The sequence below is a fragment of the Pseudomonas sp. KBW05 genome (assembly GCF_003852405.1).
GTDB lineage: Bacteria > Pseudomonadota > Gammaproteobacteria > Pseudomonadales > Pseudomonadaceae > Aquipseudomonas.
Genome location: NZ_QAJM01000008.1, coordinates 18,440 through 39,701, shown reverse-complemented (window position 1 = coordinate 39,701; position 21,262 = coordinate 18,440). Strand labels below are relative to the sequence as shown.

At 63.5% G+C, this 21,262-nt stretch carries 17 protein-coding genes; 12 read left to right on the top strand and 5 right to left on the bottom strand.

Features of this window, described 5'->3' with window-relative positions:
* Window positions 1–387 precede the first annotated feature (387 nt).
* Window positions 388–867 carry an Lrp/AsnC family transcriptional regulator gene (locus DBR46_RS07840; RefSeq protein WP_124525700.1) on the top strand — a complete coding sequence of 160 codons (480 nt, stop codon included), beginning with the start codon at window positions 388–390 and terminating at the stop codon, window positions 865–867.
* On the opposite strand, the gene DBR46_RS07835 is transcribed toward DBR46_RS07840, so the two are convergent.
* Both DBR46_RS07835 and DBR46_RS07830 read right to left on the bottom strand, forming a co-directional pair.
* Complete coding sequence (locus DBR46_RS07835; protein ID WP_124525699.1) at window positions 839–1,966, bottom strand: alkene reductase; 1,128 nt, start codon at window positions 1,964–1,966, stop codon at window positions 839–841. The two genes, DBR46_RS07840 and DBR46_RS07835, sit on opposite strands and share 29 nt — an antisense overlap.
* A 26-nt stretch (window positions 1,967–1,992) precedes the next feature.
* On the bottom strand, window positions 1,993–2,433 hold the full coding sequence (locus tag DBR46_RS07830) for a nuclear transport factor 2 family protein (RefSeq protein ID WP_124525698.1): 441 nt from the start codon (window positions 2,431–2,433) through the stop codon (window positions 1,993–1,995).
* Between the two features lie 133 nt (window positions 2,434–2,566).
* Here DBR46_RS07830 and DBR46_RS07825 point away from each other — a divergent pair, with 133 nt between their 5' ends.
* The 6 genes from DBR46_RS07825 (at window position 2,567) to fecE (ending at window position 9,884) form a co-directional block, all read left to right on the top strand.
* Window positions 2,567–3,487 carry a LysR family transcriptional regulator gene (locus tag DBR46_RS07825; protein WP_124525697.1) on the top strand — a complete coding sequence of 307 codons (921 nt, stop codon included), beginning with the start codon at window positions 2,567–2,569 and terminating at the stop codon, window positions 3,485–3,487.
* An 81-nt stretch (window positions 3,488–3,568) separates the two neighbouring features.
* On the top strand, window positions 3,569–5,953 hold the full coding sequence (locus tag DBR46_RS07820; protein ID WP_124525696.1) for a TonB-dependent receptor: 2,385 nt from the start codon (window positions 3,569–3,571) through the stop codon (window positions 5,951–5,953).
* 263 nt (window positions 5,954–6,216) lie between these two features.
* Window positions 6,217–7,131 carry a Fe(3+) dicitrate ABC transporter substrate-binding protein FecB gene (locus DBR46_RS07815; RefSeq protein ID WP_124525816.1) on the top strand — a complete coding sequence of 305 codons (915 nt, stop codon included), beginning with the start codon at window positions 6,217–6,219 and terminating at the stop codon, window positions 7,129–7,131.
* Between the two features lie 2 nt (window positions 7,132–7,133).
* Window positions 7,134–8,123, top strand: coding sequence for an iron-dicitrate ABC transporter permease FecC (gene fecC, locus DBR46_RS07810; protein WP_124525695.1), 990 nt, complete (start codon window positions 7,134–7,136; stop codon window positions 8,121–8,123).
* Window positions 8,120–9,088 carry an iron chelate uptake ABC transporter family permease subunit gene (locus DBR46_RS07805; RefSeq protein WP_124525694.1) on the top strand — a complete coding sequence of 323 codons (969 nt, stop codon included), beginning with the start codon at window positions 8,120–8,122 and terminating at the stop codon, window positions 9,086–9,088. The genes fecC and DBR46_RS07805 overlap by 4 nt, the downstream gene beginning before the upstream one ends.
* Before the next feature lie 4 nt (window positions 9,089–9,092).
* Window positions 9,093–9,884 carry a Fe(3+) dicitrate ABC transporter ATP-binding protein FecE gene (gene fecE, locus DBR46_RS07800; RefSeq protein WP_124525693.1) on the top strand — a complete coding sequence of 264 codons (792 nt, stop codon included), beginning with the start codon at window positions 9,093–9,095 and terminating at the stop codon, window positions 9,882–9,884.
* A 110-nt stretch (window positions 9,885–9,994) separates the two neighbouring features.
* Here the strand turns inward: fecE and DBR46_RS07795 are convergent, their stop codons facing one another.
* From DBR46_RS07795 to DBR46_RS07785, 3 genes are read right to left on the bottom strand one after another with little or no spacing between them, the layout of a single operon-like run.
* Complete coding sequence (locus DBR46_RS07795; protein WP_124525692.1) at window positions 9,995–10,927, bottom strand: sulfonate ABC transporter substrate-binding protein; 933 nt, start codon at window positions 10,925–10,927, stop codon at window positions 9,995–9,997.
* Entirely contained in the window at window positions 10,924–12,255 is a 1,332-nt protein-coding gene (locus tag DBR46_RS07790; protein ID WP_124525691.1) for an LLM class flavin-dependent oxidoreductase, read from the bottom strand. Before DBR46_RS07790 ends, DBR46_RS07795 begins: the two co-directional genes overlap by 4 nt.
* Before the next feature lies 1 nt (window position 12,256).
* Window positions 12,257–14,437, bottom strand: a complete 2,181-nt coding sequence (locus DBR46_RS07785) for a TonB-dependent receptor (RefSeq protein ID WP_124525690.1) — start codon at window positions 14,435–14,437, stop codon at window positions 12,257–12,259.
* A 207-nt stretch (window positions 14,438–14,644) separates the two neighbouring features.
* Between DBR46_RS07785 and DBR46_RS07780 the strand changes: the two genes are divergently transcribed.
* The 5 genes from DBR46_RS07780 to DBR46_RS07760 all read left to right on the top strand — a co-directional run bounded on the left by DBR46_RS07780 (window position 14,645) and on the right by DBR46_RS07760 (window position 21,252).
* Window positions 14,645–15,685 carry a LacI family DNA-binding transcriptional regulator gene (locus tag DBR46_RS07780; RefSeq protein WP_124525689.1) on the top strand — a complete coding sequence of 347 codons (1,041 nt, stop codon included), beginning with the start codon at window positions 14,645–14,647 and terminating at the stop codon, window positions 15,683–15,685.
* A gap of 474 nt (window positions 15,686–16,159) precedes the next feature.
* Window positions 16,160–18,553 (top strand): TonB-dependent siderophore receptor, encoded by a 2,394-nt coding sequence (locus tag DBR46_RS07775; RefSeq protein WP_124525688.1) that lies wholly within the window; start codon window positions 16,160–16,162, stop codon window positions 18,551–18,553.
* 25 nt (window positions 18,554–18,578) lie between these two features.
* Window positions 18,579–19,544: an amino acid ABC transporter permease gene (locus tag DBR46_RS07770; protein ID WP_017737031.1), complete on the top strand. Its 966-nt coding sequence runs from the start codon at window positions 18,579–18,581 to the stop codon at window positions 19,542–19,544.
* Window positions 19,537–20,310 (top strand): amino acid ABC transporter ATP-binding protein, encoded by a 774-nt coding sequence (locus tag DBR46_RS07765; RefSeq protein WP_124525687.1) that lies wholly within the window; start codon window positions 19,537–19,539, stop codon window positions 20,308–20,310. Before DBR46_RS07770 ends, DBR46_RS07765 begins: the two co-directional genes overlap by 8 nt.
* A gap of 18 nt (window positions 20,311–20,328) precedes the next feature.
* Window positions 20,329–21,252: an ABC transporter substrate-binding protein gene (locus tag DBR46_RS07760; protein WP_124525686.1), complete on the top strand. Its 924-nt coding sequence runs from the start codon at window positions 20,329–20,331 to the stop codon at window positions 21,250–21,252.
* Window positions 21,253–21,262: the final 10 nt, after the last annotated feature.

The window sequence follows — 21,262 nt, the reverse complement described above, 5'->3', positions numbered from 1 at the left end:
AGCTCGACAACTCCCACAGGGGATTGGGTTTGCAGGCTGTGTCAGGTGTACACCGTTCAAATGTGGGAGCTGGCTTGCCTGCGAAAGCGGCGGCACAGGCAACATCCTCTATTGCCTGACCCACCGCCTTCGTAGCCTCGCTAAAGCTCGACAACTCCCACATGGGATTGGGTTTACAGGCTGTGTCAGGTGCACACCGTTCAAATGTGGGAGCTGGCTTGTCGGGTCGCCGCATCGCTGCGAAGACGCCAGCCCAGGCAACATCGCACCCAGCCTTGCACCCGTACAACAGCACACTTGGGCTAGTATTGGCGCCCAACTCGTCACCGCTCTCCAAATCGAGGCGGTGTTCGACAAACCCCCTCACCCTGTCGAGCACGTCCCCCGATGGCCAAACCCGCATCTTCCACGCTGGACCTGGACGGTTTCGACTGGTCGATCCTGGCCCTGGTCCAGCATGACAACGCCGTGCCCCTGCGTACCCTGGCCGAAAAGGTCAACCTCTCCACCGCCGCGGTGCAGCGGCGGATCAAGCGCCTGGAAGAGGGCGGGGTGATCATCGCGAATGTCGCGGTGGTCGACCCGGCCAAAGCCGGCAAGCCGATCACCATCATTGCCGAGGTTTCCGTGGAGCGCACCAGCGCCGAAGCGCTGGCGGCGACCAAAGCCAGCTTCTGCGTACCTCAGGTGCAGCAGTGTTACTACGTCACCGGCGAGGCGGATTTCGTGCTGGTGCTCAACGTGGCGAGCATGCAGGAATACCAGGACCTCGCCGGGCAGCTGTTTGCCGAGAACCCCAATGTGAAGTGGTTCAAGACCCTGGTCGCGCTGGATCGGGTCAAGGTTGGCTTGCAGGTGCCGGCGTAACGCTGGCGGGCGGATAGTCGGTGTAGCCCCGCGTCGGGTTACCGTCGATGCCGTAGAACGTGGCGCGATCACCTTCGGCCAGCGGCCAGTCGTGCTGCATGCGCTCCACCAGGTCCGGGTTGGCAATGAAGGGTCGCCCGAATGCCACCAGGTCCAGATCGCCTTTTGCCAAGACGGCTTCGGCCAGGGCGCGCGTGAAACCGCCCGCCGCGATCAGCGTGCCCTGGTAGGCCTGGCGCCATTGCGTGGCAAACCCGGCGGGAATCGCTTCTGCGCCAATCGTCAGTTGATCGCTCAAATGCACATAGGCCAGGCTGCGCGTATTCAGTGCCTCGGCGAGGCTTAGCCAAGCCTCGGCTTCTTGCGCGTACGGGTGCATATCGAACAGCCGACCGAACGGCGAAAGGCGCACGCCGACCTGCGCGCTGCCAATCTCGGCGGCCAACGCATCAAGGGTTTCCAGCAGGAAGCGCTGGCGATTGGCGATGGAACCACCGTATTCGTCGGTGCGGGTATTCAGCGCGCCGTTGTGGAACTGTTCGAACAAATAGCCATTGGCACCGTGCAATTCGACGCCGTCGAAACCGGCGTCCATCGCGCGGCGTGCGGCGCTGACAAAGTCGGCTGTCACGCGCCGCACTTCATCGGCCTCAAGGGCTCGCGGCAGACTGGCCTGCACCGGCCCCGGCTGGCCTTCAGCGACCCACGCATAAGCATTCGACCGAGCGGCAGGCACCGCCACCGATGACACAGGCGCACCCGCGTCCGGCTGGATCGACACATGGGACACGCGCCCCACATGCCACAACTGCGCAAAAATCTTGCCGCCCTTGGCATGCACCGCATCGGTGACCCGGCGCCAGCCTTGGACTTGCGCATCGTTGTACAACCCAGGGTTGAACAGGTAACCGCAGCCCTCGCGGGAAATCGGTGCCCCTTCGCTGATGATCAACCCGGCGCTGGCGCGTTGTGCGTAGTACAGCACCGTGTGTTCATCCGGGATGTCGTCCAGCGCACGGGCGCGGGTCATCGGCGCCATCACCACGCGGTTGGCCAGCACGGTGCCGGCAAGGTTGTAGGGTTGGAACAGGTTGCTCATGGGAATTCTCCGCAAGTGATGAAGGTTCAGGACGCCTGTGGCCACACCACGTCCAGGCGTGTGCTGCTGATCAACCACTCGCCCTGCACGCGGCGGTATTCATCGACGTACACGCCGAGCAGCAGCAATGGGCTGTCCCCGGTCGGGCGCTGGGTGACGAAGTCGGTCAGGTAGCAACGGCCTTCCGCGCGGTCCTCGTCGAGGATCTCGACCCAGTGGTTGGACACGGCATGCAGGAACGGATAACGGCCGCGCTGCTGCGTATCAAAGTCGCGAAAGGCCTGGGACAGCCCGGCCTTGATCGCGTCGCGGCCGGTCCAGCCGGCTCCGGCGACGTGGCATACCGCGTCTTCGGTAAACAACTGCGCCAGCGCCTCCATGTCGTGGGTGTCGAGGTGATGGCAGTAGCGCAGGCGCAGGGTGCGAATGGCTTCCAGGGTGACGAGACGGTTCAGATCGGCGTGCATGGGACCTCGCTGGGGTGGTCATTGAACAATGATGACCAGCTTATTCCAGCGTGGCGGTTGGATTAATCCCCGATAAATACGCTCAGTTGATCCTGTCAGGATAGAATCCAGGCTTTCCCAGGTAGAGGCGCCCATGGACACCCTGCAATTCGACGGCATCCCCGAATTTATCCTCGCGGCGCAACTGGGCAGCTTCACCGCCGCAGCCTTGCAGTTGGGCGTGACCAGCTCGGCCGTGGGCAAAAGCGTGAGCCGCCTGGAGAAACGCCTGGGCATCAAGTTGCTGCACCGCACCACGCGCAAGTTGAACCTGACCCATGAAGGCGAGGTGTACCTGGCCAGTTGCCTGCGGATCATGGAGGAATTGCGCGGGGTCGAAGGCAGCTTTCTCAGCGGCGTCGCCGAGCCCAAGGGGCGTTTGCGCATCGACCTGCCCGCAGCGTTCGGCCGCCGGCATATCGCGCCGATGTTGATCGCGCTGGCCCGGCGTTATGCCCAACTGGACCTGACCATAACTTTCGGCGAGCGCAAAGTGGACATGGTCAACGACGGCATCGACCTCGCGGTACGCATCGGCGACCTGCGCGACGACCCGGAACTGGTCGCCCGGCGCCTGGGCGAGCAACGCCTGGTGATTTGCGCCGCGCCGCAGTATCTACAAGCGGCCGCGCCGTTGCAGAGCAAGGCCGACCTGCTGGTGCACGACTGCATCATTGGCTGGCGCAGCGGGCTGCGTAAGACCTGGCTGCTGACGAACGCCAAGGGCGTGGTGGAAGAACAGGAAGTGCGGGTGCGCCATGAGTTCGGCGACGGTGAAGTGATGCTGCAGGCGACCCTCGACGGCGCCGGCTTGTGCCAATTGCCCACTTGGCTGGTGGCCGAACACCTGCGCAGCGGCGCGTTGGTCACGGTGCTCGACGACTGTGCGGGAGCGACCATGCCGATTCACGTGATCTGGCCACACACCCGTTATGTGCAACCCAAAGTGCGGGTGGTGGTGGACGCGCTGCTGGCCATGGCCGAGCAACACAGCGAGGTATTTGGCGGGCGCTGAAAAATAATGCAAATCACCTGTCCCTTTTTTTCGCGTCGGCGGTCATTCCAGGTAAGTACACATTATCGAGAGCTTGCGCCAATGCCTGTAGTCCGCCCCTTGCTGAAACTGAGCCTGCTGCTGAGCCTCAGCGCCAGCCCGTTATTCGCCACCGTCAGCTACGCCGACGACGCCCGCCGCAGTTACCAGGTGCCGGCCGGCAGCCTGAGTGCGGCGCTGACCCGGTTTGCCGGGTTGGCAGGGGTCAACCTGTCTGTGGACCCGGCGCTGGTCAGCGGCCGCAGCAGCAGCGGCCTGGCCGGTGAATATGGCGTGGAGGAGGGCTTCGCGCGGCTGCTGCAAGGCTCCGGCCTGCAACTGCAAGCCATGGGCGAGCACGCCTACATGCTGGTGCCGGTGCCGGACGGCAGCACGTTGGAGCTGGCGCCGACCTCGATTCTCGGCACCACCGGCCTGTACGACGGCGATACCTACGCCGGCGGCCAAGTGGCACGCCGTGGCGCCCAGGGCATGCTGGGCACGCGGGACTTTATGGAAACCCCGTTCAGCATCACCACCTACACCGCCGACGCGGTGAAAAACCAGCAAGCGCGCACCCTCGGCAAACTGATCGCCAGCGACCCCTCGGTCCGCGCCACCAACCCGGCCGGTGGGCGTTACGAGCAATTCACCATTCGCGGCTTCAGCCTGTTCAACAGTGATGTGTCCTACAACGGCCTCTACGGCGTGCTGCCGACCTACACTATCGATATGGAAATGGCCGACCGCGTCGACATCTTCAAAGGCCCGACCCAGTTGATCAACGGCATCTCGCCCCGTGGCAGCGTGGGCGGCGGGATCAACGTGGTGCCCAAGCGCGCCACCGACAAGGACATCACCTCATTCACCGGCACCTGGGCCTCGGAAAGCCAAGCGGGCGGCGCAGTGGATGTGGGCCGACGCTTCGGCGAAGACAACAAGTTCGGCATCCGCTTCAACGGCGTGAAGCAAGCCGGCAATACCGCCTGGGATCACCAGAGCGTAGACCGCGAAATGGCCGTGCTCGGCCTGGACTTTCGCGGCGAACGCCTGCGCCTTTCCACCGACATCGGCCACACCGAGCGTGACACCGATTCACCCCAGGAGCGTGTCCAGGTGGCCGCCGCCGCACCCGTGCCGAAGGCCAGCGACGTACGCCGCAACTATGCGCAAGCCTGGAGCAAGGCCCGCACCAACGACACCTTCGGCACCTTCAACGGCGAGTACGACCTCAGCGACAACGTGATGCTCTACGGCGGCGTCGGCGCGCGTAAAAGCAACCACGACTTCCTGCGTCACGCCGTCTCCGTCAGCAACGCCGCCGGCGATTTCAAAGTGCAGCCCCGTGACTTCACCCGCGATGAAAACGTGCGCACCTACACGGCCGGCGTGCGCAACTGGTTCCACACCGGGCCGGTGAGCCATGAGGTCAACCTGGCGGCCAGCTATTTCTACATGGACTTCACCAACGGCGGCGCGCGTTATGGCGAGTCGTCGAGCAACCTCTACAACCCGGTGCAAACCCCGACGCCATCCATTGCCACGCGCCAGGACGCCAAGGTCTACACCGAAAACAAATTCAGCGGCGTGGCCCTGTCCGACACCCTGGGCTTCTTCGACGACCGCCTGCTGCTGACCCTCGGCGCACGCTGGCAGCGGGTCAAGGTGGACGACTGGAGCAATGGCGTCAAAGGCAAGACCGCCTACGACGAAGAAAAACTCTCGCCCTCCGGCGGGCTGCTGTTCAAGGCCACCGACCGGCTGTCGCTGTACGCCAACTACATGGAAGGCCTGAGCCAGGGCAAGATCGCGCCGACCACCTCAAGCAACAGCGACGAAATCTTCCCGCCGTTCATCAGCCGTCAGGTTGAAGTCGGCGCCAAGTACGACGCCGGCGCCTTCGCCGTGACGGCGGCGGTGTTCCGCATCAAGCAACCCGCCTACGAAACCAACGCCACCACGAAGCTGTTCGGGCCCAACGGCAAACGCGAGAACGCCGGTGCCGAGTTGAGTGTGTTCGGCGAACCGCTCAAGGGTGTGCGTTTGCTCGGCGGCGTGATGTACATCGACAGCAAACTCAAAGACACCACCAACGGCACCTGGGACGGCAACCGCGCCCCGGCCACGCCCAAGTACAACGTCAACCTCGGCGCCGAATGGGACGTGCCGGGCCTGGAAGGCGTGACCCTGACCAGCCGTGGCATCCATTCCAGCTCGCAGTACCTGGACCAGTCCAACGTCAAGGAAATCGACGCCTGGAACCGCATCGACGTGGGCGCGCGGTATGCCTTCAAGGTGGACGACAAGCACGTGACCTTGCGTGCCAATGTGGAAAACGTCGCGGATAAACGCTACTGGAGTTCGGCTGGTGCGTCGGATGACAGCGAGCCGGGTCTGACTTTGGCAACACCACGCACCTACCTGCTGTCGGCCACTGTCGATTTCTAAACACGGATCAACATGCGGGCGCGGGCTTGGGTGGGAACTGGCCCATGTGGGAGCTGGCTTGCCTGCGATGCAGACACCTCGGTGTATCAGATGCACTGAGGTGATGCTATCGCAGGCAAGCCAGCTCCCACACAAGCCACACACATTTTGCGGCGGCAATGAGAATGTTTTTTGATCACACCGCCCCAATATGGAATAGTACCCGCCGTTTTCCCAGGCCTGTCTAGCCTGGGTGTTTCAACGCCGAGGTCCTCTTCATGCGAATGCTGCGCTCCATCCCCATCCTGGCCGCCTGCCTCCTGGCGTTTTCTTCAAGCGTGCTCAGCGCTGCGCCCATCGACCTCAATGACGGCCAACACGCCGTGCATCTGCCGGATGCGCCCAAGCGCGTGGTGGTGCTGGAATTCTCCTTTCTCGACAGCCTCGCCGCCGTGGCCGTGACGCCCGTAGGTGCCGCCGATGATGGCGACGCTAACCGCGTGTTGCCCCGTGTGCGCCAGGCCATCGGCCAGTGGAAGTCCGTGGGCCTGCGCTCGCAGCCGAGCATCGAGGAAATTGCCCGGCTCAAGCCGGACTTGATCGTTGCCGACCTCAACCGCCACCAGGCGTTGTACAGCGACCTGTCGAGCATCGCCCCGACGCTGCTGTTGCCGTCGCGCGGTGAGGATTATCAGGGCAGCCTGAAATCCGCCGAGCTGATCGGCAAGGCGCTGGGCAAGAGCGCAGAGATGGACGCGCGTATCCAAAAAAACCGCGAAAACCTCAAGGCCATCGCACAACAAATCCCCGCCGGCGCCAGCGTGCTGTTTGGCGTCGCCCGTGAAGACAGCTTTTCCGTGCACGGCCCGGACTCCTACGCCGGCAGCGTGCTGCAAGCCATCGGTTTGAAAGTGCCGTCGGTACGCGCCAACGCGGCGCCCACGGAGTTCGTCAGCCTGGAACAACTGCTGGCCCTCGATCCCGGCTGGTTGCTGGTGGGCCATTACCGTCGCCCAAGCATCGTCGATAGCTGGAGCAAGCAGCCGCTGTGGCAAGTGCTTGGCGCCGTACGCAATCAGCACGTCGCCGAAGTGGACGGCGACAGTTGGGCGCGCAACCGTGGGGTAATGGCCTCGGAGCAGATCGCCGAAGACGCCTTGGCGATTCTCAAAGGCGGCAAAGCCGTATTGAGTCAATAAGCGTGCAGCGCAGTTTCGCGGCGGCGGGTATCGTGCTGCTGGGCGCCGTGTTGTTCTGGTACTCGCTGTACAGCTGGTCGCCGTTCACGATTACGGCGACGGACGCTTGGAATGGCCTGGTCCATCAGGGCAGTGTCGGCGGCAATATGGCCTACATCGTCGCCCAACTGCGCGTGCCGCGTGCGGTGTGTGCGGCGTTGGTCGGTGCCTGCTTGGGCTTGGCCGGGGCGTTGATGCAAGGCATCACGCGCAATCGCCTGGCCTCGCCGTCGTTGTTTGGGGTGACCGCCGGCGCTGCGTTGGGCCTGGCGTTGTTCTCGACCGGCTTGGTCGCACCGCCGTTTGCCGGTGGCGCGTTGTTGATGACGTGCGTGGGCGGCGCGTTGGCCTGGGTCACGGTGTTCAGCCTCGGCGGCGCCTGGTCGCCGACCACCGCCCAAGGTCGCCTGGTATTGGCCGGCGTGGCCGTCGCGGCGTTGTGCGCGGCCCTGACCCGACTCACGGTGATCCTGGTCGAGGCCCAGGCGCAAAGCGTGCTCAACTGGCTGGCCGGTTCGCTGGCCAACGTCGGCGCCGCGCAAGTGCAATTGCTCTGGCCGTGCACCTTGATCGGCGGCCTGTGGGCGCTGTGGTGCGCACCCCGGCTGAACCTCATCAACCTCGGCGAAGACGCCGCGCGCTCCCTCGGCGTGGGCATCGCCAGTCTGCGCTTGCAGGTGTTTGTCGCCAGCCTGTTGCTGGTGGGGGCGAGTGTCTGCGCGGTGGGGCCGATTGGTTTTGTCGGGCTGATCGCGCCGAATATCCTGCGCCAGTTCCTCGGCAATGATTACCGCTGGCTGATTCCGCTGAGTGCCGCATTGGGCGCGGTGATCGTGCTCGGCGCCGACCTGCTCAGCCGTGCCGTGGCCTTCCCGGTGGAAACCCCGGCGGGTGTGGTCACCGCGTTGATCGGCGCGCCGTTCTTCCTCTTCCTTGCCAGGCGCGCCCTATGATCCGCCCGACCTTGCGCCTGTCGCTGCTGCTCGGCCTGTTGCTGCTGGCGACGTTCATCAGCCTCAGCGCCGGCACCTTGTGGCTCAATCCCGGCGTCGTGCTGGAGCGCTTGTTGGCCCACGACGCCCTCGACTTCGAAGTGTGGAACCACCGCCTGCCGCGCAGCCTCATCGCGATCCTTGCCGGTGCCGCCTTCGGCCTGGCCGGGGCGATTGTGCAGGGTGTGATCCGCAACCCGCTGGCCTCGCCGGAAATCCTCGGCGTGACCCAGGGCGCCGGGCTGGCGCTGACCGTGGCGATCATCAGCTGGCCGCAGTTGCCGATTGCCTGGCTGCCGCTGGTGGCGTGCCTGGGCGGGGCGGGCGGGGCGTTGCTGTTGGCGCTGTACAACACCGGGGTGAGTTTTTCCGGGGTGCGTTTTGCGCTGTCCGGGGTGGCGATTGCGGTGACCTTGTCCAGCGTCACCGAGTTCCTGATCCTGTCCCACCCGCTGGATATCAACACCGCGCTGCTGGCCCTCACCGGCAGCCTGTGGAGCCGCAACTGGCACCATGTAGCGTTGGTGTTGCCGTTCCTCGTATTGATCCCGCTGGGCCTGTGCCTGGCCAAGCCGCTGAACCTGATCGCCCTTGGCGACGAAGCGGCCCACAGCCTGGGTACCGCGCTGAACCGCACGCGCTGGCTGGCGATGGCCTGCGCCGTGCTGCTGACCAGCCTGGGCGTGGGGGTGATCGGGCCGATTGGTTTTATTGGCCTGGTCTCGCCGCATATGGCGCGCAGGCTGGTGGGCGGGCACCACCAATTTTTGCTGCCGGCGGCGATGCTGATCGGCGCGTTGTTGCTGGTGCTGGCGGACACGCTGGGACGCACCTTGATCGCGCCCAGCGAAATCCCCGCCGGCGTGCTCACGGCGGTGATTGGCGCGCCGTATTTTCTTTGGTTGCTGGCACGGTTCAAGGGCTGATCACATGAGTATTCTGCAGGCACACCAGCTCGATATCGGTTACGGCGCCACGCGCATCGTGCAAGGGCTGTCGTTCACGCCGCCGGCGGGCAAGGTCACGGCATTGATCGGCCCCAATGGCTGCGGCAAGTCCACGTTGCTCAAGGCGTTTGCGCGCATTCTCAAGCCGACCCAGGGCGAGCTGACCCTAGATGGCCAGGCCTACGCCAGCCTTTCCGCGCGTCAATTGGCGCGGCAGATCGCGTTTTTGCCGCAAGTACTGCCGGTGCCGGAAGGGGTCAGCGTGCGCCAGTTGGTTGCCTATGGCCGCAGCCCGCACAACTCGCTGTGGGGGCGGCTGAGTGGCAACGATCAGTCCCATGTGACCCAGGCTATGCAGCGCCTGGAACTCGACGTTTTGGCAGATCGCGCGTTGGCGGATTTGTCCGGCGGCCAGCGCCAGCGCGCGTGGCTGGCGATGGTGTTGGCGCAAAACGCGCCGGTGGTGTTGCTGGATGAGCCGACCACCTACCTCGATATCAGTCATCAGGTTGAGTTGCTGGACTTGATGGGGGAGTTGGCCGCCGAAGGTAAGACCGTGATTACGGTGTTGCACGATATCAACCAGGCTTGCCGGTATGCTGATCACTTGGCGGTGATGCATGGCGGGAAGTTGGTGGCCGATGGGGCGCCGGGGGAGGTGATCAGTGCTGAGCTGATGCGGCAGGTGTTTGATGTGCAGGTTCAGGTGATGCAGGAACCGATTGCTGGCACTCCCATGTGTCTGATCGAAAAAAGCACCCGCCCTCAAGCCTGACGCGGTCAGAAAATGTGGGAGCGGGCTTGCTCGCGAAAGCGGTGGATCAGTTAAAGCATCTTTGACTGACACCCCGCATTCGCGAGCAAGCCCGCTCCCACACTTAGATCTCAGTTGGCTTCTGATCTCCACACGGCCTTGTTGACGTCGATGGCTTTGGGTAGCAGGTGGTTTTGGTAGAACAGATCAGCGGTCGCCTGTTGCGCCGCGATGATCTTCTCGTCAATCGGCAAGATCGGCGAAGGCGGGCGATTGTCCATGTACCGCGCAATCACCTCGGCAGGCAGCCCCATAAAACCGGTTAGCACCTTCAAGCTGTCTTCCCGCTGGCTGCGGGTCAGCGCTTCAGCGCTGCTGAGTTCACCGAGCAGATCGTGGATAAAGGCGCCGTTAGCCTTGGCGTATTCGCGCCGCGCGGTGTATACCGGCCCCGACAAGCCCAAGCCTTCACCGTTAGCCAGCACATGACTCGGGCTCTGGCTCAGGGCCAACGACGAATAGGGTTCCCAGATCGCCCAGGCATCCACGCTGCCGCGCTCAAACGCCGCCCGCGCATCGGCCGGTGGCAGGTACACCGGCTGGATGTCCTTGTAGCTCAGCCCGGCCTTGTTCAGTGCGCGCAGGATCAGGTTGTGGGAGCTGGAGCCTTTCTGGAACGCGACTTTCTTGCCCTTGAGGTCCGCCACTGAGTGCAGCGGGCTGTCGTTGCGCACCAGGATGGTTTCGGCGCTGGGCTTGGGCGGTTCGGCGCCGATGTAGACCAGGTCCGCACCTGCGGCCTGGGCAAAGAGCGGCGGGATGTCGCCGGTGGAACCCACGTCCAGGGCGCCGACGTTCAACGCTTCAAGCATCTGTGGGCCGGCGGGGAATTCGATCCACTTCACGTCAGTCTGTGGGAAGCGCTTTTCCAGCAGGCCGTGTTCCTTGGCCAGCACCAGGGCAATGGAGCCTTTCTGGTAGCCGATGCGCAGGGTCGCAGGGTCGGCGGCGAGGGCGGTTTGGGTCACGGCCAGCAAGGCCAATACCAGTGCACGAATCTTCATGGGCGGTCCTTTTTAAAGCGGTTTTCGGGGCGCGCCAAACCGAGGTTGTCACGCAAGGTGGCGCCGCTGTATTCGGTACGGAACAGGCCACGCCGTTGCAGCTCGGGCACCACCCACTGGGCGAAATCCTCCAGCCCACCGGGCAGGTGCGGTACCAGGATATTGAAGCCGTCGGCGGCGCCGTTTTCGAACCAGCATTGCAGCTCGTCGGCGATTTGCTCCGGTGTGCCGATCAGGCTGTAGTGCCCGCGGCCACCGGCAATTTTTCGACCCAGTTGGGCCAGCGTGAGATTCTCGCGAAGCGCCAAGTCACTGAGCAACTGCTGACGGCTGCGCTGGCCGCTGTCAGTCAGTGGCAACTCTGGCAACGGCCCGTCCAGCGGGTAGCCGGACAGGTCGAAGTTACCGAGCATGCGCCCAAGCAGCGCGACGCCGACTTCGGGCTCAACCAAATCCTGAAACGCCTCGAACTTCGCCTGCGCCTCAGCCTCGGTTTGCCCGACCACCACAAACACGCCAGGCATGATTTTCAACGAGTCCGCTTCCCGTCCGTACTGCGCAAGACGGCCCTTGAGGTCGGCATAAAACCCCTGGGCATTTTCCAGCGACGTCTGCGCGGTAAACACCACCTCGGCGGTTTGCGCCGCCAGATCGCGACCGGCTTCGGACGAGCCCGCCTGCACGATCACCGGCTGGCCCTGAGGCGAGCGCGCGACGTTCAGCGGGCCCTTGACGCGAAAGTGTTCGCCCACGTGATCGAGCACATGCACCTTCGCCGGGTCGTAGTAGTTGCCGCTGGCCTTGTCGCGCACAAAGGCGTCGTCCTCCCAGCTGTCCCACAAGCCGGTCACCACCTGATGAAACTCACGGGCGCGGCTGTAGCGTTCGCCGTGGCCGAGGTGCTCATCACGGCCGAAGTTCTGCGCCTCGGCGGCGGCGTCCGAGGTCACCAGGTTCCAGCCTGCGCGCCCGCCGGACAGGTGATCCAGCGAGGCGAACTTGCGCGCCACATGGTAGGGCTCGTTGTAGGTCGTGGTGGCGGTGGCGATCAAGCCGATGTGCTCCGTCACTGCACTCAACGCCGAGAGCAAGGTCAGTGGCTCGAAGTGATCCGATCGCGCCATATGGCTGGCGATCTCGCCGGTGGCCGCCGCCACGCTGTCCGCCACGAACAGCGCATCGAACCTGGCCGCTTCGGCGACCCGCGCCAGGTGCTTGTACTGGGCGAAATCCAGCCCGGCATTCGCCGGTACATCGGGATGACGCCAGGCGGCGACGTGGTGCCCGGTGGCCATGAGGAAGGCGCCGAGTTTCAGTTGACGGCTCATATTAGAAATCCTTGCGCAGTTGCACGCCGAAGTAACGTTCATCGTCACGGGGCACGGCGCGGTAGATGTAGTTGCCGCCGCTGGCCAGCATCGGCGAGTAGGACTTGTCGGCGAGGTTCTTCGCCAGCAGGGCGACGCGCCAGCCGTTGCTGTAGTCGGCCAGGGCCACGCTGGCGTTCCAGATGCCGTAGGCGCCTTGCTTGGTGTCGAGGTTCTGGCTGATGTCGTACTGCACTTCGCTCTGCCAGCTGTAGTCGGTGCCCAGTTCGATATCCAGGCCGTTATCCAGGGGGATGCTGTAGTCGGCGCGTACGTAGCTTTTCCAGTCCGGGCTGTACGGCAGCGGCTTGCCATTTACGTTGCACGTTGCTGCTGCGCCGGCGGGGCAGGCGAATTCGTCGATGCGTGCGCGGGTGTAGGCCAGGGCGCCGGACAGCTTGAGTTGCTGGGTGGCCTGCAAGGCGTAATCCAGCTCGACGCCTTCGCTGCTGACGCTGCCGGCGTTGATCAAGCGGGTCACGACTTGCCCTGCGACGGTGTCGAAAAAGTTGGCCTGGTAGTTGTCGTAATCGCTGTGGAACACCGCGAGGTTGGTGGTCAGGCGGTTGTTCCAGGCGGTGGCCTTGATCCCGGCTTCCCAGGTGTTGGAGGTTTCCGGCTTGAGCGCATCGGTGTCGCGCGGCTGCATGTTGAAGAACACGTTGTAGGCCGGGCCTTTGTAGCCGCGCGAGTAGGTCAGGTAGCTGGTGACGTTATCGCTGATGTCGTACTGCACGCCGAGGCGGCCGGACCAGCCGTCTTCGTCCACCGAGCCGGAACTGGACGTGGCCGGTTGAATCCCACTGACCGTGGTGGCCGAGGTGGAGACGCGGCGGTGATCGTACTTCAGGTCATCGTGGGTGTAGCGCAAGCCGGCGATGCCGCGAAAGCGCGAAGTGAAGTTCAGCGTGCTCTCGCCGAACACCGCGTAGCTGTCGTTGGTGGTGCTGTAGTCGGCGATGCCACGGTCGGTGCGCGTGGTGGTTGTGAGGGTGCGCTGGTAGGTTTCTTCGTCCTTGCCGTGCATGTAGAACAGGCCGCCGACATACTCCAGGAACTCACCTTTAGGCGAGGCCAGGCGCAGTTCCTGGGAGTACTGGTTGAACGCCAGTTGGCCCTTGTCGGCGGTGCCGGGGAATGCAGCGGTTACTGTGCCGAGGCGGTCGCCGTCCTGGTACTGGGTGTTGTCCCAGCCGCGCCAGGCGGTGATCGAGGTCAGGATGTAGTCGCCGAGGTTCCAGTCGAGCTGGGCCGACAGGCCTTTGTTGGTGTCTTCGACATGGCTGCGGGTGTCGGTGTTGATGTCGCGGTTGTCGCTGGAGGCGCGCACCGGGCTCAGGGCGTTGGTGAACGCCGGGGTCAGGGACTTGCTCACTACGCCGTTGGGCGCGTCGTCGTGGGACTGCATGTAGTCGGCGATCAGGGTCAGCTTCACGTCTTCATTGGGGGTGAATTCCAACTTGCCGCGAATGCCCTTGTGGTTGTAGCCGTTGACCTCTTGGCCATTGTGCTGGTTATCGACGTTGCCGTCATAGCTGCCGAACAGCGTGCTGACCGAACCCTTGAGCACATCGGGCACCAGGCTGCCGCCGATGCCGAAGCGGGTGCGGCTTTCGTTGCCGCTGTAGTAGGACTGGTCGATATAGCCGTGGGTCTCGGCGGTCGGCGCCTTGCTCGTGATATTGAGCACGCCGGCCGAAGCGTTCTTGCCGAACAGCGTGCCTTGCGGGCCGCGCAGCACTTCGATGCGTTCCAGGTCGAGCAGGTCGAGGGTGGCCTGGCCGGGGCGGGCGTAGACCACACCGTCGATCACCGTGGCCACCGTCGGCTCCACGCCGGGGGAGGTGGAGATGGTGCCGACGCCGCGCACGAACAGAGAGGTGTCTTTGTTGGAGGCGCCGGTGCGAAAGTTCAGCGACGGCACTTGTTGCGCGATGCTGGCGACGCCGTTGCGGTTGTCGCGTTCCAGCTGTTCGCCGTCGAGCACAGAGACCGCCACCGGGACTTTTTGCAGGGATTCTTCACGGCGGGTGGCCGTGACGGTCACCGATTTGAGCGTCGGCTCCTGCTCATCCGCCGCAAAGGCGGGCAGGGCAGTCAGCCCGGCCAGGATCAATAACGTTGTGCGTTGGAAGTTGTGCATGCTGTGCCCGCTCGAAAAAAATGCCCTGAACCGTTGCCGTTCTGCGACGGCAACGCCTGTGAATTCGTCTCTGGCATTCGCTCGAGCGAGTAGCAGACAAAGCGCTTTGTTAGCGCTAACATCGGCATTATTGGTGGGACTGGTTTAGATCGTCAAATACTGAAAAATTAGTCCTATATGCCTTTTGGTTTCTAACAGGATTTCCCCGTGAGCGAAGACAAACCGCGCAAACGTCGTGGCGCCGGGCGCGTCACCCTCAACACCGTGGCGCGCCAGGCCGGGGTGTCGGCGATTACCGTGTCGCGTTACTTCAACCAGCCGGAGCAGGTCTCACCCGAGCGTCGCGAGCGCATTGCCCAAGTGGTGGCCGAGCTGGGCTACGTGCCCAACCTGGTGGCTGGCGGCTTGGCCTCGGCACGCGGGCGGATCGTGGCGATGGTGATCCCGAACATCTCCGGGCCGATCTTTGCCGACACCATCCAGGGCTTCAGCGACACCCTCAGCCAGCACGGGTACCAGCTGTTGTTGGCATCGAGTTACTTCAGTGCCGAGCAGGAAGAAAGTGCGGTGCGCGCCTTTCTCGGCTGGTCGCCGGCGGCGTTGGTGCTGACCAGCCGATTCCACAGCGCTGCCACGGAAAAGATGATCGCCGACGCCGATATCCCGGTGGTGGAAACCTGGGACTACGTGCCCGAACGCGAGCCGTTGCAGATCGGATTTTCCCACTACGAAGTGGGCGTCACGGCCGCGCGTTACCTGCATGGCCAGGGCTATCGGCGCATCGCTTTCGTGCAGAACAGTGCGGCGGGGGATTTCAGCGCAATGGAACGCGGTGATGGGTTCGCGGCGACCTTGAGCGAGCTGGGCGTACAGCCCTGGATCTTCGCGCCGGATGCAGGTTGCGCGCCGTTCGAAGCCGGCAAGCAGGCGATGGACGCACTGATGAGCCACCCCGCGCCACCTGACGCGATCTTCTTCGCCAATGACAACCTCGCCGCCGGCGGCTTGCTGGCGGGGCAACGCGCCGGGCTGAACATTCCGCAAGATTGCGCGGTGCTTGGTTTCGGCGATTACCCCTTCGCGCACATGCTGCTGCCAAGCCTCAGCACCATCAAGCCTCCGGCGTTGCAAATCGGTGTGTTGGCGGCCACGCGGGTATTGGAAAGTCTGGGAGTATTGCCGGTGGAAGAGGAGGTACAGCGCTTGAATTTGCTGGAGTGCCGTCTGATCTCGCGGGAAAGTGCCTGAGGGCCTCAAATACGGGAACGATCAATGTGGGAGCGGGCTTGCTCGCGAAGGCGGCGTGCCAGCCACCGAATTTGTCGACTGACCCACCGCATTCGCGAGCAAGCCCGCTCCCACATTTGGATCTTTATACAATGGAGACATTATTTATATGAATAAAATCATAAGAAAATAATGAAATCCAAGAATATTAGCTTAGACCAAAACAGCATTATATTTTCAAAACCCATTCCGTTATGTTTGATCGCAACAGCCTACCCCTGACCATGGATGGTACCCATCGTGATTCAGATTCTGCTCCCATAACCGGGTAATCATGCCCGCAGCAGAATCGTTGGAAGGGAACTCAACGTATGTTGCCGATACAAACTCCGCACGCGCCTTAGCCGCAAATCGCCGCCACACCCCCCAAAAAACGAGCACCGCGCACGACCGCGTGATTGCCCGACTTCGCGATTTGAATATGCAGGCATGGCTATGAAGCAAGCGTTAACCCCCACCGCCGTACTGGCACTGGCCATGTTGGCCAACACCGCCCAGGCCCAGGACGACAGCACCCTCTCGACCGTCGTCGTCACCGGCAACCGTGGCGCCGAGCAGCGCACCGTCACCAGCAGCCCGGTGCCGATCGATGTGGTCAGCGCCAAGCAATTGCAGAGCACCGGCAAGCCCGGTTTGATGGAGGCCCTGAGCGCGGTGATCCCGTCGCTGACCCTGCCGGAAAAAACCGGTTGGGACGCCAGCGGCATTGCCCGAGCCCCCAACCTGCGGGGCCTGAGCGCCGCCGAAGTGCTGGTGCTGGTCAACGGCAAGCGCCGCCACACCAGCGCCACCTTGAACATCAACGGCATCAACACCGGCGCGGCGCCGGCTGACCTGGACCTGATCCCCATCAGCGCCATCGACCATGTGGAAGTGCTGCGCGATGGCGCCGCCGCCCAATACGGCTCCGACGCCATCGCCGGGGTGATCAACGTGATCCTCAAGGCCGACACCAGCGGCACTTCGGTAACCAACGCCGGCCTAGGCTACGACGGCAAGAAACAGACCGTGCAACAGAGCCTCAACAAAGGCTTCGAAATCGGCAACGGCGGCATCGTGCAACTGGCGCTCGACGCGCGCAGCCAGAACGATGACAACAAGGCCAGCGCCAACGGCTACACCTACGCCCAGGCCTACGAGCAGGCCGGCCGTTCGACGTACGGCGGCTACGGCACACCGAAGACCAACCTGCTGACCCTGGGCTACAACGCCGAACTTCCGGTGGACGACAACTTCAGCCTGTATTCCTTCACCACCTATTCGCGGCGCAAGGCCGAGCAGGGCCAGAACTTCCGCCTGCCGACCATCACCAACACCATCACCACCGGCCCCAATGGCTACCCGGGCGGCTACACGCCGACCTGGTTTATCGACGAAGACGACTTCCAGGCCGCCTTCGGTGGCAAAGGCACCTTTGGCGAGTGGGACTGGGATTTGTCCACCACCTACGGGCGCAACGACGCGGAGCAGGGCACCACCCACAACCAGAACCCGTCCCTGGGCGAAGCCACGCCGAACCACTTCACCTCGGGCACGTGGATTTCCACCGAGCTGACCACCAACCTCGACTTCAAGCGCGGCTTTGATATCGGCCTGCAAAAACCGCTGGACCTGAGCTACGGCTTCGAACACCGGCGCGACACCTATGAGGTGCAGGCCGGTGACTATGAGTCCTACGCCAACGGCGGCTACTGCAAGGCGCCGGGCAATTGCGCATCAAGCGGGGCGCAGGTCACCAACGGTATTTCGCCGGACGAAGAAGCCACCGCCTCGCGCAACAGCCTGGCCAGTTACGTGGATGTGGGCTTCAACCCGGTACCGGACTGGTACGTCGGCACCGCCTTCCGTTACGAGCACTACAACCAAGGCGTCGGCGCCACGCGCAGCGGCAAGCTGACCACCCGGTATGACTTCACCCCGCAATTCGCCGTGCGCGCCACGGTGAGCAACGGCTTCCGCGCGCCGTCCCTGGCCAACAGTCTGTTCAGTGCGCGTTCCACCACCTATGGCGTGGTGGACGGCGTGTACCAGTCGATCAACTACGGCGTGCTGCCGGTGGGGTCGGGCGCCGCCCAGGCCCTCGGCGCCCAGGAGTTGAAACCCGAGCGCTCGACCAACTTCAGCCTTGGTTTCACCCTCACACCCACCGACCGCCTGAGCTTCACCGCCGACGCCTACGTGATCAACCTGCGCGACCGCATCACCCTCACCGGCACCTTGCTCGGCCCGGAAATCACCCAGGTGCTGCAAGGCAATGGCATCACTTCGACGTCCGGCGGCCAGTATTTCATCAACGGTGCCGACACCCGCACCAAGGGCCTCGATCTGGTCAGCAACTACAGCCAGGACCTCGGCGAATACGGCGCGCTGAAGTGGACCGCCGCGTTCAACTGGAACCAGACCAGGATCCTCAACTACAAGGAGTCCACGACGATCCTCGGCACGTCCTATGACCTGATGGATCGCCAGGCGCGCAACCTGATTACCGGCGTGCAACCGAGCACCAAGCTGATCCTCGGCGGTGACTGGAGCATCGACCGCTTCAACCTCAACCTGGCCCTGACCCGCTACGGCTCCTACAAGGAGGTCAATGTCTCCGCCGACCGCAGCCTGGACCGGGTCTACTCGGCCAAATGGATCACTGACCTGGACCTTGGCTACAACCTCACCAAAGACCTCAACGTCGCCATTGGCGCGAAGAACCTGTTCGACGTCTACCCGAAAAAACAAGGTGTACCGAGCAGCACCATGGTCAGCAGCTACGGCACCTATTCGCCCTTCGGTTTCACCGGCGGTTATTACTACACCCGGCTGACTTACGCCTTTTAAGGCCACAACCCGCGAGGAAGAGAACATGCCCATCGTCGCCAAACCCTATGACCTGATTGAACAGGCGCGCCCGGTTCGCCCGGCCCGTGTCGCCACCCCCATCAAGACCTTGCAAGTCGTCCCCGCGCGACACCCCTGGCGCTGGGCCGGGTCGATCTTTGCCGCGCTGGTTCTGCTGGGCATCGTGCACTCCCTGGCCACCAACCCGCGCTGGGAGTGGGGCGTGTTCGGCCAGTGGTTCTTCTCGCCGTCGGTGCTGCGCGGCCTCGGCCAGACGCTGTTGCTGACCCTGCTGAGCACCGTATTCAGCATGATCCTCGGCACGGCGCTGGCGTTGGCGCGGCTGTCGGGCTCGCCGCTGTTGGCGGCGTTGGCCTGGGGCTATATCTGGTTTTTCCGTTCGATGCCGGCGCTGCTGGTGCTGATCATTCTGTACAACTTCGCTTATCTGTATGACCACATCGTGCTCGGCGTGCCGTTCACCAGCGTGGTGTTCGCCGAGTGGTCCACCGTGGATGTGCTCAGCCAGTTCACCGTGGCCGTGCTGGGCTTGAGCTTGATGCAGGCGGCGTACGCGGCAGAGATCATTCGCGGCGGCCTGATCGGCGTGGATGCTGGCCAGCACGAAGCGGCGGCGGCGCTGGGTCTGCCGGCTTCGCGCCGGGTGTTCCGCATCATTCTGCCCCAGGCGCTGCGCTCGATTCTGCCGTCGGGCTTCAACGAAATCATCGGCCTGGTCAAAGGCACCTCCATTGTCTACGTGCTGGCCTTGCCCGAGCTGTTCTACACCGTGCAGGTCATCTACAACCGTACCCAGGCGGTGATCCCGCTGCTGATCGTGGCGACCGTGTGGTACCTGATCATCACCACCGTGCTGACCAGCGCGCAGTACTACGTCGAGCGCTACTTTGCCCGTGGCACCGCACGGGTGCTGCCGCCGACGCCGTTGCAACGCATCAGCCGCTGGCTCAAGGAGAAATCCCATGAGTGAAGCCCGCGCCGGTCGCATTCAAATCCAGGGCGTGGGCAAGCGCTTTGGCAATCAGCAGGTGTTGCAAGACATCCACCTGACCATTGACCCGGGCAAGGTCACGGTGATTCTCGGGCCGTCGGGCTCGGGCAAATCCACCTTGCTGCGCACCATCAACCACCTGGAAAAGATCGACAGCGGCCACATCACCATCGACGGTGAATACGTCGGCTATCGACGCAAGGGTGACCTGCTCTACGAACTGAAAGAACGGGAAATCCTCAAGCGCCGGATCGACGTCGGTTTCGTGTTCCAGAACTTCAACCTGTTCCCGCACCTCACCGCCTGGGAAAACATCGCCGAGGCGCCCCTGGCCCACAAGCGCTGGAGCAAGGCCGAGGCGCAGGCCAAGGCGTCCGAGTTGCTGGCCAAGGTTGGCCTTTCAGACAAAGCCGATGCCTATCCACGCCAGCTCTCCGGCGGCCAACAACAACGCGTGGCCATCGCCCGCGCCCTGGCGCTGGACCCGAAAGTGCTGCTGTTCGATGAACCCACCTCGGCCCTCGACCCGGAGCTGGTGGGCGAAGTGCTCGATGTGATCAAGGGCCTGACCCAATTGGGCGTGACCCTGGTGATCGTCACCCACGAAATCGGTTTTGCCCGCGAAGTGGCCGACCACGTGGTGTTCCTCTGCGACGGCCAGCTCATCGAAGAAGGCCCGCCTGAACAGATCTTCCGCCAACCCCGACATCCCCGCACCGTGGCCTTTCTCGGCAAGGTGCTTTAGTTCAAGGAGTGACTGCCCATGTTTATTTCTACTGCCCGTGTGGCCCTGCTGGCGCTGGCCGTCAGTGCTGCGCAAAGTGCGTTCGCCGTGCAACAGGTGGACCTCAGCCCCGACCGCGTGCGCATCCATGTGCCGCGCAACGAAGCCGCCATCGCGCAGATCCCGCCAGGCTTCAAGTTCGCCCAGCCGGGCAAGTTCACCGTGGCCGTGTCCGGCGTGGCGGGGCCACCCCTGGCGCTGCTGGCCAATGACGACAAGACCACCATCGGCAGCGAAGCCGACACCGCGCAACTGGTCGCTGACAGCCTCGGCCTGCAACTCAACGTGGTGCAGACCAGTTGGGAAGACTGGCCGCTGGGCGTCAGCTCGGGCAAATACGACGCGGTGATCAGCAACGTCACTGTGACCGAAGCGCGCAAGAAACGCTTTGACTTCGCCACCTATCGCCAGGACGTGCTCGGGTTCTATGTGAAGAGCACCAGCAAGATCAACGAGATCAAACAGGCGCCGGACATCGCCGGGCTGAAGATCATCGTTGGCTCCGGCACCAACCAGGAAAAAGTCCTGCTGGCGTGGAACGAGGCGAATGAGAAGGCCGGGATCAAGCCCGCGCTGTTGCAGTACTTCGATGACCAGGCTGCCGCGCAACTGGCGGTGCAGTCCGGGCGCAGTGATGCGCTGTTCGGGCCGAACTCGGTGTACGCCTATTCCGCCGCGATCACCGGCGGCATCAAGCGTGTCGGCACCGTCAACGGCGGCTGGCCGTTGCAGGCAGACATCGCCGTGACCACGCGCAAGGACAACGGCCTGATCAAGCCGATCCACACCGCCCTGGAAAGCGCGATTGCCGGCGGCCAATACGAGCAGGTCCTGCAACGCTGGGGCCTGGATGTGGAGCGCGTCGACAAGTCGCTGATCAACCCACCGGGCCTGCCGGATTAAGGAGTAGCGA